The sequence below is a fragment of the Streptomyces sp. NPDC001450 genome, assembly GCF_053597295.1.
In genome coordinates this window covers 23,507-36,823 of sequence record NZ_JBSFHY010000050.1, presented here as the reverse complement: position 1 = coordinate 36,823, position 13,317 = coordinate 23,507, and the positions used below count along the sequence as shown (strand labels likewise).

Below are 13,317 nucleotides of genomic sequence, written 5' to 3'. Positions count from 1 at the left end.
CCCGCGGTCCCTCCTAGCCCGGCCAGGAGAAGCGACTCCCGAACTCACCGACATTGATCACGCCATGCTCCGCGAGCCCGCGGCGAAATAGCCAGCCGGGGTTGTCAGTGGGGCAGTGCACACTGGACGGCGTGACAACACCCGACGTCCAGGGACTAGAGCAGCTTGAGCACGCCGTTCTGGACGACACCACCTCCCTCGCCACTGCCCTCCGGCGGTGCCTCATGCTGGGTGGCTACGCCCACCATGAGGAACTGCGCGCCTGGGCGTTGAAGGAGCTCGAGGGGTACGCGTCGGCCGATGAGCTGCCCTCGTACCGGGAGGTACCGGCCGCGCTCGAAGTCACGGTGGATCTCAACCTTCCGGGCCAGATCATCCAGGGCAACACCCGGCGGATCAGCCCGCACCTACTGCCCCAGGACGCTCGCGACCGCGGCATCGGGGAGCGTGCGCCGATCCGGCAAGGAGTCCGGGAGCTCGAAGCTCTGGTCGCCGCCAGCGACCGGATGGTGCAGCTCAGCCCACCGGGATCAGCCGAGTACGTCCTACAGATGACACGCCAGCAACAGGAGCTCGGCAACGACGTCGCGGACATCACGTCCCTGCACTGGGCGATCGCCGTACCCAGCATCCAGGGCGTCCTCGATCACATCAGAACACGTCTGACCCAGTTCGTCGCGGAAGTGAGAGCAGCCATGCCCCCCGGCCAGCAAAACCCCAACCCCGACCAGATCGACTCGGCCGCGCAGCAGGCCCTCAACATCACGGGAGGCGACGGCTCCACCTTCCACATCGTCGCGCCGAATGCGAAGGCGGACCGCGGCGGCACCGCCAGCGCCAACGTCAACGAACCCGCGCCGGCAACTCCTCAGCCCTGGTGGCACCGCACCTCGGTCATCTGGACCGCCATCGCGGCCGTCGCGACGATCGCCGGTGTCATCGCCACCGTTGCCGTGGCGAAGTGACACTCCGCCGAAGCCGCCTCGACCGGCTGGAGCGCGACGTCCTCAACGAGAGCCGCCCGCTCGCCCCGATCCTGCGCCAGGTGATCGCTCTGGGCGGGCACGCTCACTCCGAACCCCTGCGCACCTGGGCACTGCGGGAACTCCAGGGCTACGAAGGCACTGACGTACCGATCCCCGACTACCGAAAAGTCCCGGCACCCCTGGTGATGGACGGCCTCGCAGGGATGTACCAGTTCCGGGAGCAGCCGGTCAGCATGTTCGACCTGCCGGACTTCGCCCGTGACAGTCTGGGCGACGAACTCCGCCTCGGGATGGGTGTCGGCCAGATCGAGTCGCTTCTCGCCAGAAATCCGGGCCAGACCGTGCAACTCGGTCCGGCCATGGCTGCCGAACTGGCCGTGTTCATGAGCCAGAACTCTCGCCGTCAGGTGCTCCGGCTGTACTGGGCCGTGCACCCATCGACCCTGGAGGGCGTCCTGGACCAGGTCCGTACCCGACTCGTCCAACTGGTTGGAGAGTTGCGAGCCGCGATGCCGCGAGGGCAGCACGACCCGACACCGGACCAGGTCGCTCAAGCCCTCCAGAACATCAACATAGTCACCGGTGACAACTCCTCCGTCACCGTCACCGCGCCCGTCGCGGTCGCGCACCCACGCGGAACAGCGCGTGCCGAGATCGGCGGACCCGCCCAGCGCACCTTCCCCCGGATCATGGTCGTCTGGACCGCCCTGGCCACTCTCGTGGCGGCCGCCGCGGTGACGGCCTGGATCGCCACGTGGGTCTGACCTGCACCCCAGCCACACGGACGCGCCGTCCTCTCTGCGGCACCGCCGAACCGGAACCTCGAGGGACCCACGTCGCCGTCACTCGGGCTGCGCGGGATCGTCGTGATGCTGTAATCCCTCGCCAACGCCATCGGTGCTCCGGGTGACCGTGCGATTACGCAGCGTCTCAATGCTATTGAGGACGTTTGTACGCCCTGGGGCGGGCCCAGGGCATCAACTCCGACAACCTGGCGTGGCTCTCCGCCTCGGCACTGGCACGCGTGTCGAACGGGGCCACTGCGTCACCCCACCCACGGCCGTTCTACTCGCGGTAGAGTTGCTGTATGGGAGAGCAGGACACCAGCATCAAGACCACCAAGGACGTCCGCGATCGTCTGAAGGCCCTGGCCAGCGAGCGCGGCACCACCATGAACGAACTCCTGGCGGAACTGGTAACGCGTGAGCTGACCGAAGAGGAGAAGGAGCAGCGTGCGCAGCAGGCCGTGGAGGAGGTTCGGCAGACGACCGGCGTGACCGTCTCCGACGACGCGCGTGCCCGGGCCCGCTCCTTCCTGCAGAGCCTCGGACGGGAGCACCACGCCGCGTGATCCGCGTCCTGCTCGACCACACCTGCATCCAGGCCCTCGCCGAGGGCGACGAATTCCTCAACGGCCTGTACGTGGAGGCCAGCTACGGCTACGCCGAGATCGTGATCCCTGCCCTGTCCGCCACGGTCGCCGAGCGTGTGAAACCCGGCGCAGGCCAGCACATCCTCAGCCGCCGCTTCACCACCGTCGCCGACTTCACTCATGCCCACGCCCTGGTGGCCGGGATGTGGCGGCAGGCGGACTGGCGGATTCTGCACCCGGCCGCCTCCGTGCTTGTGGGCAGGCAGGCTGGTGACGACGCCACGCTGCTGTCCCTGGACCCTGACCTGTATCTCGGCACCGGAGTCACCCCACTCAACCCGCTGAGACCCTAGACGGCGCCGGGCATAAACGCGGGCCAGAGGGCGCCGTCACCTGCCCGTGCCGTTCACCCCACCCTTTGGCGGAAACGGCCGGTCCAACCGGGTGGACCAGACGTGACGGGCCACCGGGCGATGGCACACCGGCTGCGACGCTGTGCGTCATGAGCAGAGCCGTGGAGCCGGCCGTCCGGGAGGCGGCCTTCAACCGTACGTGCCCACAGTGCCGCGCCATTCCCGGGCAGAAGTGCGCGCCCGGTCCCGGCGGCCGGTCGAACCTGCATCGTGACCGGATCTGGGACGCCCGGCGTTCCCTGGAGCCCATGCCGCCCCATCAGATCCTGTCGGAGGACACCGACCGCATCTACATGGAGCTGGCCCCGGGCAGCACAGACACGCTCGTGCTGTCCGTGCACCCGGACGTCATGGGGACGCTCTTCAAGTACCCATACGAGATCGCGGTGCTCTTCTATCTCGCCCTGGCAGAGCGGGGCTTGATCCGTGCCGACGGCGCTGGCCTCACCAACCCCGCTGTCCTGATGATGATGTCACCATTGGGCATCCTGACCTCGCAGGAACGGCAGGAAGCCGGCAATCGACTCGTGGCGCGGGGCTTCGTCCGGCTCACCGCACCCCATGCGGGTCACACGAACCCCGACGCCATTCGGGTCCTTCACCGCAGCGAGCTGCGCGCGCAGTTCTTGATGGAGTGGAACGCAGCCAAGGCACAGTGGCCCCTGCCAGAGGCTGACACCGAGTAGCTCCGTCAGCCGACGACGGTCGTTGGCCCTGGAGCAGTCCACCTTCCGCGACACCGGATTGCTGCCGGCGCCGCGAGAGGCCGCTGGTCCCTCCAACGGGCGAGATTCCACACGTGGGCGGCGTGCCCCCACGAACGCGCGTGCGCCGATGACCAGCATGCCGTCCGGTGAACAGGCCACAAGAACAGCAGAGAGACAGCGTGACGAGTACAGCTCCCTTGGGACGGCACTGGCTGGTCCGGCTCGACCCGTACGGCAAGCCGGCCGCGGGCGTATCGGTGATCCGATGCGTTGGCACCGGCTGCGTCCCGGATCCCACCCGCTACCGTGATCCCGTTCTCGCCCGCACCCAGGCCCTGGCACACGTCCGCGCACACGTCGCGCAGATCGACTCCCTCCGGGAGAACGCCCGTTGCCGCTGCTGCCATGAAGGCTGCACGTGGCACACCCAGCAGCGCGTCGAGTGCTCCGGGCCTATCAACCTGGTACTTATCCCGGACCGGCTGGGCCGCATGTGGATCCTGGCGGAAACCTGTACAGCCTGTGCTCGAGCCGTCCCTCGCATCAAAGTGATCCGTGGCCCGCAGCCCTCCCCGCCCTCGCCCGTCCGGCCAGCGCCGCACCGCCGGAGCGCCACTGGCCGCGCGTCCACGCCCGCGCCGTCCGCGCGTGACGGTGCACCCGATCGCGATCGTGCCCTGAACTGCCCGCTGTGCGTGCAGGAACAAGACTCCTCGGCTCCCGCAGCGGAGAAGAACGAACGGATCGGACCGGAGGGCAAGGAAGTCACTGAGGGTCCCGACAACTGGCCCGTACCCGAGAGCTTCGGCCCCTCCTTGGACGAGGCCCTGCGCTACCTGGAAGCTGTGCAGGCCGGCCGCTCACCGGAAGGCCGCCTCCTGGCCCTGGTCTGCGCACTTCGGGTGCGCCGGGAAGGTCTCTTCCGCATGGTCAGCGACGACCTGGGGCCCAGCCGCCTCGACATCCCCATGTGGGCCGTCGACGAACTCAACGACTGCCGCTGGATCGACCTTGACCCCGATGATGTCCACGCCGCCGTCCGGGGCGCTCCCGCCGCCGAAGGACGCCTGCCCCACCTGGCCGACGGGACCGCCTGCCTGGGAATCACCGGCCTGGCGCGAGGACGCTTCAACGGGTGGATCCAGCGCATGGTCCATCACCCGCTGCTGGCAGGCCAGCCTGCTGCGGTGCGCCTCGGGGCCCTGTACGCAACCTCGCAGTGCGACGACACCGGTCACGGCCGCATCGTGCCGCGCCACATGGCCGAACGGTGCCGCTACGACAGCCGCGACCTCGCCCGCCCCGTTCTGGACGACCTACACCACGCAGGTTGGCTTTCCCGCGTCGTCCCCGGAGGCCGGACCGGTGACCCCATCCGCATCACCGTCGCACGGGCCATCCGCGATCTTGTACCCCGTAAAGGGATCACCCTGGCCGACAGCAACACCGCAGCTCGCAACGCCGCGCAGGCCATCGACCTACGCGGCCGAGAGTTCGCCATCGCGCGCTGGGTCGAGGACTACGTTGCACGCCACCGGCACGGGCCACGCTCCCGGGACGTGATCGCTTCCCACATCGACGAGGACCCGAACAAACCCTGGACGGTGCAGATGATCGCCGAGACCATCAGCCGGCTCACCCAGCAGGGCTGGCTCTACACCGACGGTTGCCGCTGGTACCGCACCCGTCCCGGGCTCACCTACCAACGCCGCCTGGCTCAAGCACGCGCCACCACACCGCCGTCTCCACGCCGTACCGCTGGTGGCGCAAGGAGCCTGGATACCACCACGTCGCCGGTCCTCGAGGCTGCGGCGATGGGCAGCCAGCATGGTCAGGACAGCCCGGCAGGGCAGCCCAGCGGGCTGTGGCTCATCCCGGGCGCGGAAGCGATCCTCGGCCCACGACCGAGGTCCAGCTGACGGTCGGTTCTTGAACGGCGCCAGAGCACGGTACGGCCGCGCGGTTGAAGCCGACGAGGACCACGGACAGCGGCAGTCGGAGACTGCCGCGCCGCTCAGCCCGCTGACTAGCGTGCGGTGCGCAGCAGTTCGCGGCGTGCGGTGACCATGGCCCGCCACCGGGCGCGGGTGGTCCCTTCGCCGTCCAGCCAGCGCGGCGGGGTGTGGTCGGCGGGCAGCGGCAGGTCGGCCATGAAGTGCGCAATGTCGGTGTAGTAGGCGGATGTGCCGTCGCTCGTCTGCTCGCGGATCCGGGCAATGGTGGCGTTCAGCGCGTCGTGGTCGTCGAGGACGGCCTGGTGGAAGGCGACGGCGACTTCGAGGGTGGGCGTCATGGAGGTGAGGCCCGCGACGTCGAGTTCGGTGCGCAGCGTCTGGACACGGTCCTCGATGGCCGGGCTGCCGGCGTCGCGGATGAGGGCAGCGAAGCGGGCGTTGATCGTCGTGGCGCGCAGGTCGAGGCCAGTGAGGAGCTGCTCGGCTAGGTCGAGTTCGTCGTCGGCCTGACGGGGGTCGACGAGGGCGAGGGCGAGGGCGAGCTTGGCCTGGTTGTGTGCGGCCTCGCCTGCTTTGGCGTGCTGTTCGGCTTCGAGGCGCCCGGCCAGGTACGCCTCGGCCGCGCGCTGTGCTTCTCCCTGGATCCAGTACAGGTCACCGAGGACGCGCTGGTGACGGCCCTCCCACCCGAGGGTCTGTGCGGCGGCGAGCGCGGTCGGGAAGTCGCCGGCCAGCCGGGCGGCCTGCGCCAGTCCGCGGCGGGCGGCCTGCGCCAGGCGGCCCCCGCCGTCGGCCACCTGCTGGTAGTCGCGGCGTGAGTCCTCGGTGCGTCCGATGTCGCGGAGCGCTTTGGCCCGGTAGTAGACCGGCATCTCCTGCAGTTCGGCGGGCAGCAGGTGGGAGTCGATGACGGCGGTGAGCCGCTGGACGGTGTGGGCACGGTGTTCGCGCTGGCGGCGGGCCAGGGCGCTGAGGGTCTCGACCAGGGCGTCGGCCGGCGTCGACAGCACGGCACGCTCGGGCCCGTGGGCGGGCGGTGCGAGCGGCTCCCACACGGAGTCTGAGACGTAGGAGTAGGCGGCCTCGGTGAGCCAGCCCAGCTCGGTGAGGTTGACGTCGCGGGCCAGGCGCAGCCCCTGGCGTAGGACGCCGATCAGTACGGCGCGGTCCCTGCGCGGCCCGTGGGACCACTCCTGTCCCAGGGCGGCGTGCGCGCGCAGGGCGGCGCGGTGCCAGTCCTGCTCGGACCACCGGTCGTCGGTGTGGTCGTCGGCGTTACGGATCGCGGAGCGGACAACCTGGTGCAGGTGGAAGGGCCACAGCCCGGTCAGGTCCTCGCGGATGAAGGGGCGTTCGGTCAGCCGCAGGGCCGCCGCATCGTGGGTGAGCCCAGCCACCTGGGTGGCCAATGACACGGAGAAGGCGTCCAGCAGGGACACCGAGCGCAGCACGTGGCGTTCGTCGCTGGTCAGGTCGCTGAGGGTGCGGGAGATCAGGGCGGGGAAGTCGCCGAAGTCGTCCGGCTGTGGCACGCGTCCGCTGCGTCGTATTTCCAGGAACCGCATGACGGCCAGGTCGAGGTAGAGGGGCAGGCCGTGGGAGCGGTCGGTGATGGCCCGGCGCAGGTCCGGCCCGATCAACGGCTGACCGTTGGCCGCCAGGCGGCGGGCGAGGTGGTCGTCGCAGTCCTCAGGGGAGAAGTCGCCGACCAGGATCTGCCGCGCTGCCGCCGGACCGACGTGCGTGCGGGCGCCCGGCAGGTGTGCGGCCAGGCCGGGCCACGCGGCGGGGCCGGTCCAGTCGAGCTGTCCCTGCAGGCCGTCCTCGGCCCACTGCAGCCGGTCCCGGCCGGTGATCACGAAGAAGGCGTTCGGCATCAACCACACGATGCGCTGCAGCAGCTGCTCGAATTCTCGGTGGGTGCGGTCCCCGACCTCCTCGAAGGCGTCGAACAAAATCACCGGGGTCACCCGCTGGGCCCCGGGGAGTTGGGCCAGGTCCCAGGCGAGCAGATGAGAGGCGAAGCTCAGCGTCTCCAGGTCCGGTTCGGCTTCCAGGATGTCGGCCAGGCGGCTGCAGTCGGCCAGCGCGCGCACGGTCTGTCGCCGCTCGCGCAGCGCGCCGACCAGGGCGGTGGTGAGCTGACCGATGGCGCCCCCGATGGTTCCGGGCAGGGCCAGGGCCTGGGCGACGTCAGCCAGCGCGGACTGCAGCTGGCTCGGCAGATTGACCGCGTTGCTGAACCGGCTGAGCATGCCGCCGCGCCGCAGATATTCCTCCAGCGGCTCGCCCGGGTGATTGCGGTCCCAGTGCCGGCGCAGAGCCAGGTCGAAGGCGGGCATCGGCCGCCCCAGGGCGGCGACGGCCAGGCGGATCGACAGCATCACCCGCTCGAAGTCGGTGCCGCTGGAGCGGGCCAGGTCGATGCGCACCGGCAGCAGCCGCTCGATCGGCCATGCCGGCGCGGCCCACTGCGTGGGGCGCCCGCCCGGGTGGGTGAGCGATGCCTCGATCTTGCGGGAGAACGTCGACTTCCCGATGCCGCCGACCCCGTGGGCGACCAGCACGTTGTGCCGCGGGCCGGCCAAGTCCTCGACGTCGAACGACGGGCTGGCAACGCGCTGCAGATGGTCGCTGAGCGCTGCGACGACGGCCTGCCACTGGGCCTGCCGGTTCGTGAACGCCTCCTCGGCCGCCACCGAACCGTCATTCGCACCGAACAGCATCCGCAGATCCCGCGCCACGACACCCCCCCATGAAAGATCACCAGCGCTAGCAACCTATGCCCGCTGGCAGTGCTCGGCGGCGCCTTTCGGCAACCCGGGCACCGGCCCCCACATCCTCTCAGCCAGGGACAATGACGGGCCCATCAACCCGAGACCGAAGGACACCCCTTGTCTGAACACGTGACCCCCGAGGCCGTCGAGCAGCTGGTGCAGGAGGTCAGCGCCTGGTACGCCGAGCAGATCATCAAGGAGCGGCGTGCCGGCGCCGATGCCGAACGCCTCCAGACCCTGAAGGACCAGCTGGCGGCGTGCGCCGCCGACCAGCAGACCCTGGAGGACGCCGACGAGGAGGAAGTTGCCGAGATCGCATCCCGCTACGCGGCCCGCGCGAAGGAACTCAAGGGCCAGTAACCGGGCCCTCGGCGCAGGGCGGGCAGCGGCGCCGTAGCGGTCGTGGAGGCGAGGGCACGCGGCTGCAGGTGGACGGGCATCAGCGGCCAGGCCAGCGCGGCGATCTCGACCAGATCCGACCGGTACTGCGGCAGCTCATCCTGCACCTGCTGCAGTGTGGCGAGGAACTGCGTCGCCTCGGCCGGGGTGTACCTGCGCTGCTGCTCCGCCTCCACCACGTCCCCGCCACGGGGCGGCTGTGCCCAGGTGCCGCCCAGGGTGCGCTCGTTGCGGTACACCGCGGTCAGGTCCCTGCGGATGACGGAGACGGAATCGACGACGTACGGCTCGTCCTCGGCCGCGCGCACCACATTGGCAAGAATCCCGCAGGACACCTTGTGGGCGGCGGTCGAGGTGAACCGGGGGGTGCCGCCCATGCGGGCCACCTCTGCGCACCGGGTGGCGATGCCCAAACGGCTGTCCGCGGCCCGTACCCCGAGCACGATCAACTCCACGCGGTAGCCCGCTGCATGGTGGCGCCGGGCTCCATCGAGAAAGTGCGCGACGTCGTCCGGGGCGATCTCGATCAACAGGTCGCCGCGGCGCTCGCGCACGTATGCCTCGGCCTTCTGCTGCCAGGCCCGGTAGTCGGCCCGGATCCGGGCCGACGCCGTGCGCGGCTCCTGCTCGAGGAGGCGGCGATAGTCGGGGTGGACCGCCTTGAACATCCCGCCCTCGATCCGGGTGGGGCGCCGGGCACGCAACACGCGGCGCAGCGTACGCGCGGTGTGCGTCTTTCCGGCGCCCTGCGGACCCATCACGTACAGCACCACCGGTTGATCGTGCGCCGTGATGCTGCCCAGATACATCGGCACGATCAACTCGTCGAAGACGAATCGGTGCTCGTCGACACTCAGGCGGTGGTAGTCGACCCCGGGCGGCACCGTGAGCGCCTGGGCGATGCGGCGTACCGGCTCGGCCAGCGCACGGGCCCGCTCCAGACCGCCGGCAACCGCGAGCCGCCGCTCCGGCGTGCTCACCGCCGGATGCAACTGCTGTTCCATTGCTGCTGCCTGGCGGCCAAACCGCCAGGTCTCCGGCGCCGTCCAGGGCCGGGCCCGCGCCGTCTTCAGCGCCTGGTGCGCGCCCGCCGGGGACGGATCGGCCCCGTTGGTGGTCGGCCCGCTGTCGTAGAGCACTTGAAGGTTGCGTCGGATCACCATGACCCGGTCGGCGAGCTGCTCGGACTCGATGACTTCCAGAGACCGCGGCAGGCGGCGCACGCACTGGTCGTGGTTGTCCCAGGACACGTACCGGCCTGCGCCGTCCTTGGCGACCTGAGCAAGGTAGCGCTCCAGCACGCTCAGCTGCGTCACGGCCTCCGCCTCGGCCAGCACCACCACCTCGACGCGATACCCGGCTCCCCGGTAGGCGCGGGCCTGCTCCGGGTCGACGACCGGGGTTTCCACCAGCGCGTCGAACCGCTGACCGCGCACGTACTCCTCGACCTCTGCCTGCCACCGCAGCACGTCCGGCCGCACCTTTACACCCGCGGTACGGTCGTCGCTGCGCAGGAGACGCCCGTAGGAGGGGTGCACCGACTTGTAGATGTCGCGACCGATCAGCACCGCGCCGCCCCGCCGGTCGAGCATCGCCTTCAACACCTGGCATGCAGTGGACTTTCCGCTGCCCGGCGGTCCGGCCACCAGCACGACCACAGGCTGCTCCTGCGGGACAGCGTTCTTGGTCCAGGCGGGCAGGATCTGCGACACCAGGATCTCCTCGTGCTCGTGCTCGGGCAGCACGACCGGGACGACGTCCGCGTCCTTCACGCAGTTCCTCCAACATGATGGCCGACGTTCGGGATCGGCTCCGACACCGGCCGGTCAAACTCGAAGGCCTCGGGGCGTAGATGCCGGGTGAGGACGCGGGCGATGGTGTCGAGCGCAGTGCGTACGGAGAGGTGGTCGGCACCGGTGAGGTCGTCATCAAGCAGCGTGCTGTCGGTGCGGATCTCGGTCCATCCCGCCCGGGGCTGGCCCTCGCGGGTCTGGGTCAGGTGCACCCGGATGGTCTCTCCGATGGGCAGTGCGAGGGTGAGGACAGCGTCTCCGGCGAGCGCCCGGTCGTGGGAGACATCGGCGGTGGCCCAGGACGCGAGGTCGTCCGGGCTCATGAGACTGCCCCACGTCCGGTGCGCGGCGTCCAGTGCAATGCGCAGCTGCTCGCCGAGGTCCTCGGCCGATTCCGCGTACCGTTCCTCAGCGGCGTCATCGAGCAGGACGGCGATCCTCGCCAGAGCGACGCTCGCGTGCCAGGCCGCCGTCGGCAGCCAGTCGGGCCGTTCGGTGAGCATCGAGGGCCGGACCAGGGTCCAGACCTGCCGGGCGAGTTCGTACAGGGCCTCCGCCGGGATCGGCGCGTAGGGCGGCAGGGCGCCGGGGGGTTCGCTGGTCTTGTCGGAGGTCTCGATACCGCGAGCGCTCAGGTCGTCGTAGACGGTGTCGCGGGAAACGTCCGCGGTACGCGCGAGTTCGGCGATGTTGCGGTTGCCCGCCCACCAGGCGGCAGCCATCAGGTCCCGGCGATCCTCCGCGAGACTGTCGCGGCGTGCGGCCCAGCCGCGCAGGGCGCCCAGGGAGGCACGGCGTACCGCCTCCGGCGAGGTGTCGAATGGGTCGACAGTGGGTTCCATGCCCTGACGGTATGTCGAATGACTCGACATGTCGAGCGGTTCGACACTTCGCGGCCTCCAGATCGACAGCAGGGGCAGCGGTGGTCTCCTTGGTGAGCGGGATCGTCGTCTTCGCCCTCGGCTGTACCGGCGGCGCCGCCTTTCTTGCCATAGCCACCCTGGGCATGGGGGTGTTGGGCTATCTCGTGCCCAGCAATCCGTCGGCCGGGTGAAGCCGGACGCCGCATGCCCGACGGCGGATGGCTACGCCGACGGGCCTGGCGGCCATCGCGACCCTGCGCGATAGAGCCAGAGACAGCTCACTCAAGCCGGCCCGCGGTCCCCGCCTTCCTGCACGGCAGTCTTCCTGGAGCTCTTCGGCGCGGTCTTCTTCTTCGGCTTCGCAGCCGGGCCGGGGCGGCGGGCGTGTGCTGCCTGGAGGCTTTGCTCCAGCGCGGCCATCAAGTCCATGACCCCGCCTTCGACCCGCACCGTCTCCGGGGCATGCGGGGGTTCCAGGCCTTCCAGCCGGGCGGTTACAACCTGTTCCAGGGCGCGACGGTAGGCGTCGTGCTGGTCTTCGAGACGGAAGTCGGCGGTGATGGCGTCCATCAGCGAGCGGGCCATCTGCAACTCCTGGCGGCGCGGCGGCTCGACGTCCGGCACCGTGATGTCCCCGGTCGCGCGCAGTTCATCGGGCCACAGCAGGGTCTGCATGGCGATCACGTGGTCGCGGACCCGGAGGATGGCCAACGACTCGCGGGCGCGCAGCGCCACCCGGGCGACAGCCACCAGGCCGCTCTCGCGCATCGCCTCGCGCAGCAGGACGTACGGGCGCACGGCGCTCGGGTCATCGACCCCGAGGTGGTAGGGCTTGTGCAGCAGAAGCGGATCGATGCGGTCCGCGGGCACGAAGGCCAGGACCTCGATCGCTTTCGGGGAGCTCGGCAGCGGCAGATCAGCAAGGTCCGCGTCGGTCAGGACGACGACGCGTCCGTCGTCGGACTCCCACCCGGGCGCGACTTGGTCGTACGGGATCTCGATGCCCTCCCGCTCGCAGACGCGCCTCAGGCGTACCCGGCCACCGCCGCAGCGGGTGTGGACCTGGTGCAGCGGGACCGGATGCGGCGCGGTCGCGGCGTGCACGGTCACCGGGATAGCGACCAGCCCCCAGGAGATCGCCAGTCGCGCGATGGTCTGCGGCATGACTCCATCGCACTCCTGACCAGCAGTGATCGCCATTCGAAGCGCGCTCGGGCCCCGGCCCCGTAGCTCACCTCGGGATCGCCAACGGCCGCCCTCTCGGCGTGCGGCGCCGGGCGGACACAGGCGGATTGGCTGGCTCGTGAGATCGCGGCCCGGATCCCGTCGGAGAAGTGAGCGGCGCGTCGCCGTCGCCGGCGTCGTCCACGTCCACGCCTCGACTGTAGGCGGCCCGCTCGAGGGCGCGCTGCCGCGCCCCGCGTCCCCGGGCACAGCCTTCGGGATGGGCGCGCCGCCCGCCCGCGAGGTGCGCTGGTTCCCTCTGGGGCGCACGCATGTTCGGTATCTTTTCGCCCCACATCTACCGCTGTGGCCGGATCAGGTGCGTGATCCATCCACCCCCCACGCAGTAGGAAGTACGCAAAGGGGGCGGCATGCGCCACGTTTCGACCCGCGCCACAGTGGTACGCGCCGGAGAGTTCACGACCCTCGTCTCTCTTGATCACTGGTACGACGGCCAGATCCTCGCCCAGGCAGACACAGCGACGATCGTGGAAGCGGTCGGAATACCCCGCCATCGCCTGCCTGATACCCGGCTGTGGGTGATGGCACGGCTTGCTGCCCGGACCGTCGACGAGCTCGACCTGCGGGGCTGGGAGGCGTACGAGCCAACCAGGGCGCGACCCGCGCGGGTCGCGTGAGGGTGGCCCCAATGTAAGAGCCCGCGGCTTCCTACGGTGCGCGCCCATGACGTACATCCCGCTCACCCGCTGCGCCGTGCGGCTGTTCGAACTGTTCCGAGAGACCGCCGTGGACGGCGTGGCCGCCTACACCCGGGGCCCAGCTGCTCGCCGCCCGGGCGCCGGTGACGGCGACAGACTCACCGCCCGC

At 70.2% G+C, this 13,317-nt stretch carries 13 protein-coding genes; 9 read left to right on the top strand and 4 right to left on the bottom strand.

Annotated features, from left to right (window positions below; translation table 11 throughout):
- The first annotated feature begins 131 nt into the window (after nucleotides 1-131).
- The 6 genes from ACWC5O_RS38940 to ACWC5O_RS38915 all read left to right on the top strand — a co-directional run bounded on the left by ACWC5O_RS38940 (nucleotide 132) and on the right by ACWC5O_RS38915 (nucleotide 5,397).
- A complete protein-coding gene (locus ACWC5O_RS38940) occupies nucleotides 132-965 on the top strand; it encodes an AbiTii domain-containing protein (protein ID WP_450591330.1) in 834 nt (277 codons plus the stop codon).
- Complete coding sequence (locus tag ACWC5O_RS38935) at nucleotides 962-1,750, top strand: AbiTii domain-containing protein (protein WP_450591328.1); 789 nt, start codon at nucleotides 962-964, stop codon at nucleotides 1,748-1,750. The genes ACWC5O_RS38940 and ACWC5O_RS38935 overlap by 4 nt, the downstream gene beginning before the upstream one ends.
- Before the next feature lie 323 nt (nucleotides 1,751-2,073).
- Nucleotides 2,074-2,337, top strand: coding sequence for a hypothetical protein (locus ACWC5O_RS38930; protein WP_450591326.1), 264 nt, complete (start codon nucleotides 2,074-2,076; stop codon nucleotides 2,335-2,337).
- A complete protein-coding gene (locus ACWC5O_RS38925) occupies nucleotides 2,334-2,711 on the top strand; it encodes a PIN domain-containing protein (RefSeq protein ID WP_450591324.1) in 378 nt (125 codons plus the stop codon). The genes ACWC5O_RS38930 and ACWC5O_RS38925 overlap by 4 nt, the downstream gene beginning before the upstream one ends.
- A 149-nt stretch (nucleotides 2,712-2,860) precedes the next feature.
- Entirely contained in the window at nucleotides 2,861-3,457 is a 597-nt protein-coding gene (locus ACWC5O_RS38920) for a hypothetical protein (protein ID WP_450591323.1), read from the top strand.
- A gap of 200 nt (nucleotides 3,458-3,657) precedes the next feature.
- Nucleotides 3,658-5,397 (top strand): hypothetical protein, encoded by a 1,740-nt coding sequence (locus tag ACWC5O_RS38915; protein WP_450591321.1) that lies wholly within the window; start codon nucleotides 3,658-3,660, stop codon nucleotides 5,395-5,397.
- Between the two features lie 107 nt (nucleotides 5,398-5,504).
- Here the strand turns inward: ACWC5O_RS38915 and ACWC5O_RS38910 are convergent, their stop codons facing one another.
- Nucleotides 5,505-8,177, bottom strand: coding sequence for an ATP/GTP-binding protein (locus tag ACWC5O_RS38910; protein ID WP_450591319.1), 2,673 nt, complete (start codon nucleotides 8,175-8,177; stop codon nucleotides 5,505-5,507).
- 150 nt (nucleotides 8,178-8,327) lie between these two features.
- Between ACWC5O_RS38910 and ACWC5O_RS38905 the strand changes: the two genes are divergently transcribed.
- The gene (locus ACWC5O_RS38905) at nucleotides 8,328-8,570 is read left to right on the top strand and encodes a hypothetical protein (RefSeq protein ID WP_450591317.1); all 243 of its coding nucleotides are present in this window, start codon (nucleotides 8,328-8,330) and stop codon (nucleotides 8,568-8,570) included.
- Here the strand turns inward: ACWC5O_RS38905 and ACWC5O_RS38900 are convergent.
- Together ACWC5O_RS38900 and ACWC5O_RS38895 are read right to left on the bottom strand one after the other, a co-directional pair.
- Nucleotides 8,534-10,381 (bottom strand): zeta toxin family protein, encoded by a 1,848-nt coding sequence (locus ACWC5O_RS38900; RefSeq protein WP_450591315.1) that lies wholly within the window; start codon nucleotides 10,379-10,381, stop codon nucleotides 8,534-8,536. The two genes, ACWC5O_RS38905 and ACWC5O_RS38900, sit on opposite strands and share 37 nt — an antisense overlap.
- Entirely contained in the window at nucleotides 10,378-11,244 is an 867-nt protein-coding gene (locus ACWC5O_RS38895) for a hypothetical protein (protein WP_450591313.1), read from the bottom strand. Before ACWC5O_RS38895 ends, ACWC5O_RS38900 begins: the two co-directional genes overlap by 4 nt.
- Nucleotides 11,245-11,324: 80 nt before the next feature.
- On the opposite strand from ACWC5O_RS38895, the gene ACWC5O_RS38890 reads away from it, so the two are divergent.
- Nucleotides 11,325-11,456: a hypothetical protein gene (locus ACWC5O_RS38890; protein ID WP_450591312.1), complete on the top strand. Its 132-nt coding sequence runs from the start codon at nucleotides 11,325-11,327 to the stop codon at nucleotides 11,454-11,456.
- 91 nt (nucleotides 11,457-11,547) lie between these two features.
- Here ACWC5O_RS38890 and ku read toward each other — a convergent pair whose 3' ends face one another.
- Nucleotides 11,548-12,429: a non-homologous end joining protein Ku gene (ku, locus tag ACWC5O_RS38885; RefSeq protein ID WP_450591310.1), complete on the bottom strand. Its 882-nt coding sequence runs from the start codon at nucleotides 12,427-12,429 to the stop codon at nucleotides 11,548-11,550.
- A gap of 431 nt (nucleotides 12,430-12,860) precedes the next feature.
- Between ku and ACWC5O_RS38880 the strand changes: the two genes are divergently transcribed.
- Entirely contained in the window at nucleotides 12,861-13,127 is a 267-nt protein-coding gene (locus tag ACWC5O_RS38880; protein WP_450591309.1) for a hypothetical protein, read from the top strand.
- Nucleotides 13,128-13,317: the final 190 nt, after the last annotated feature.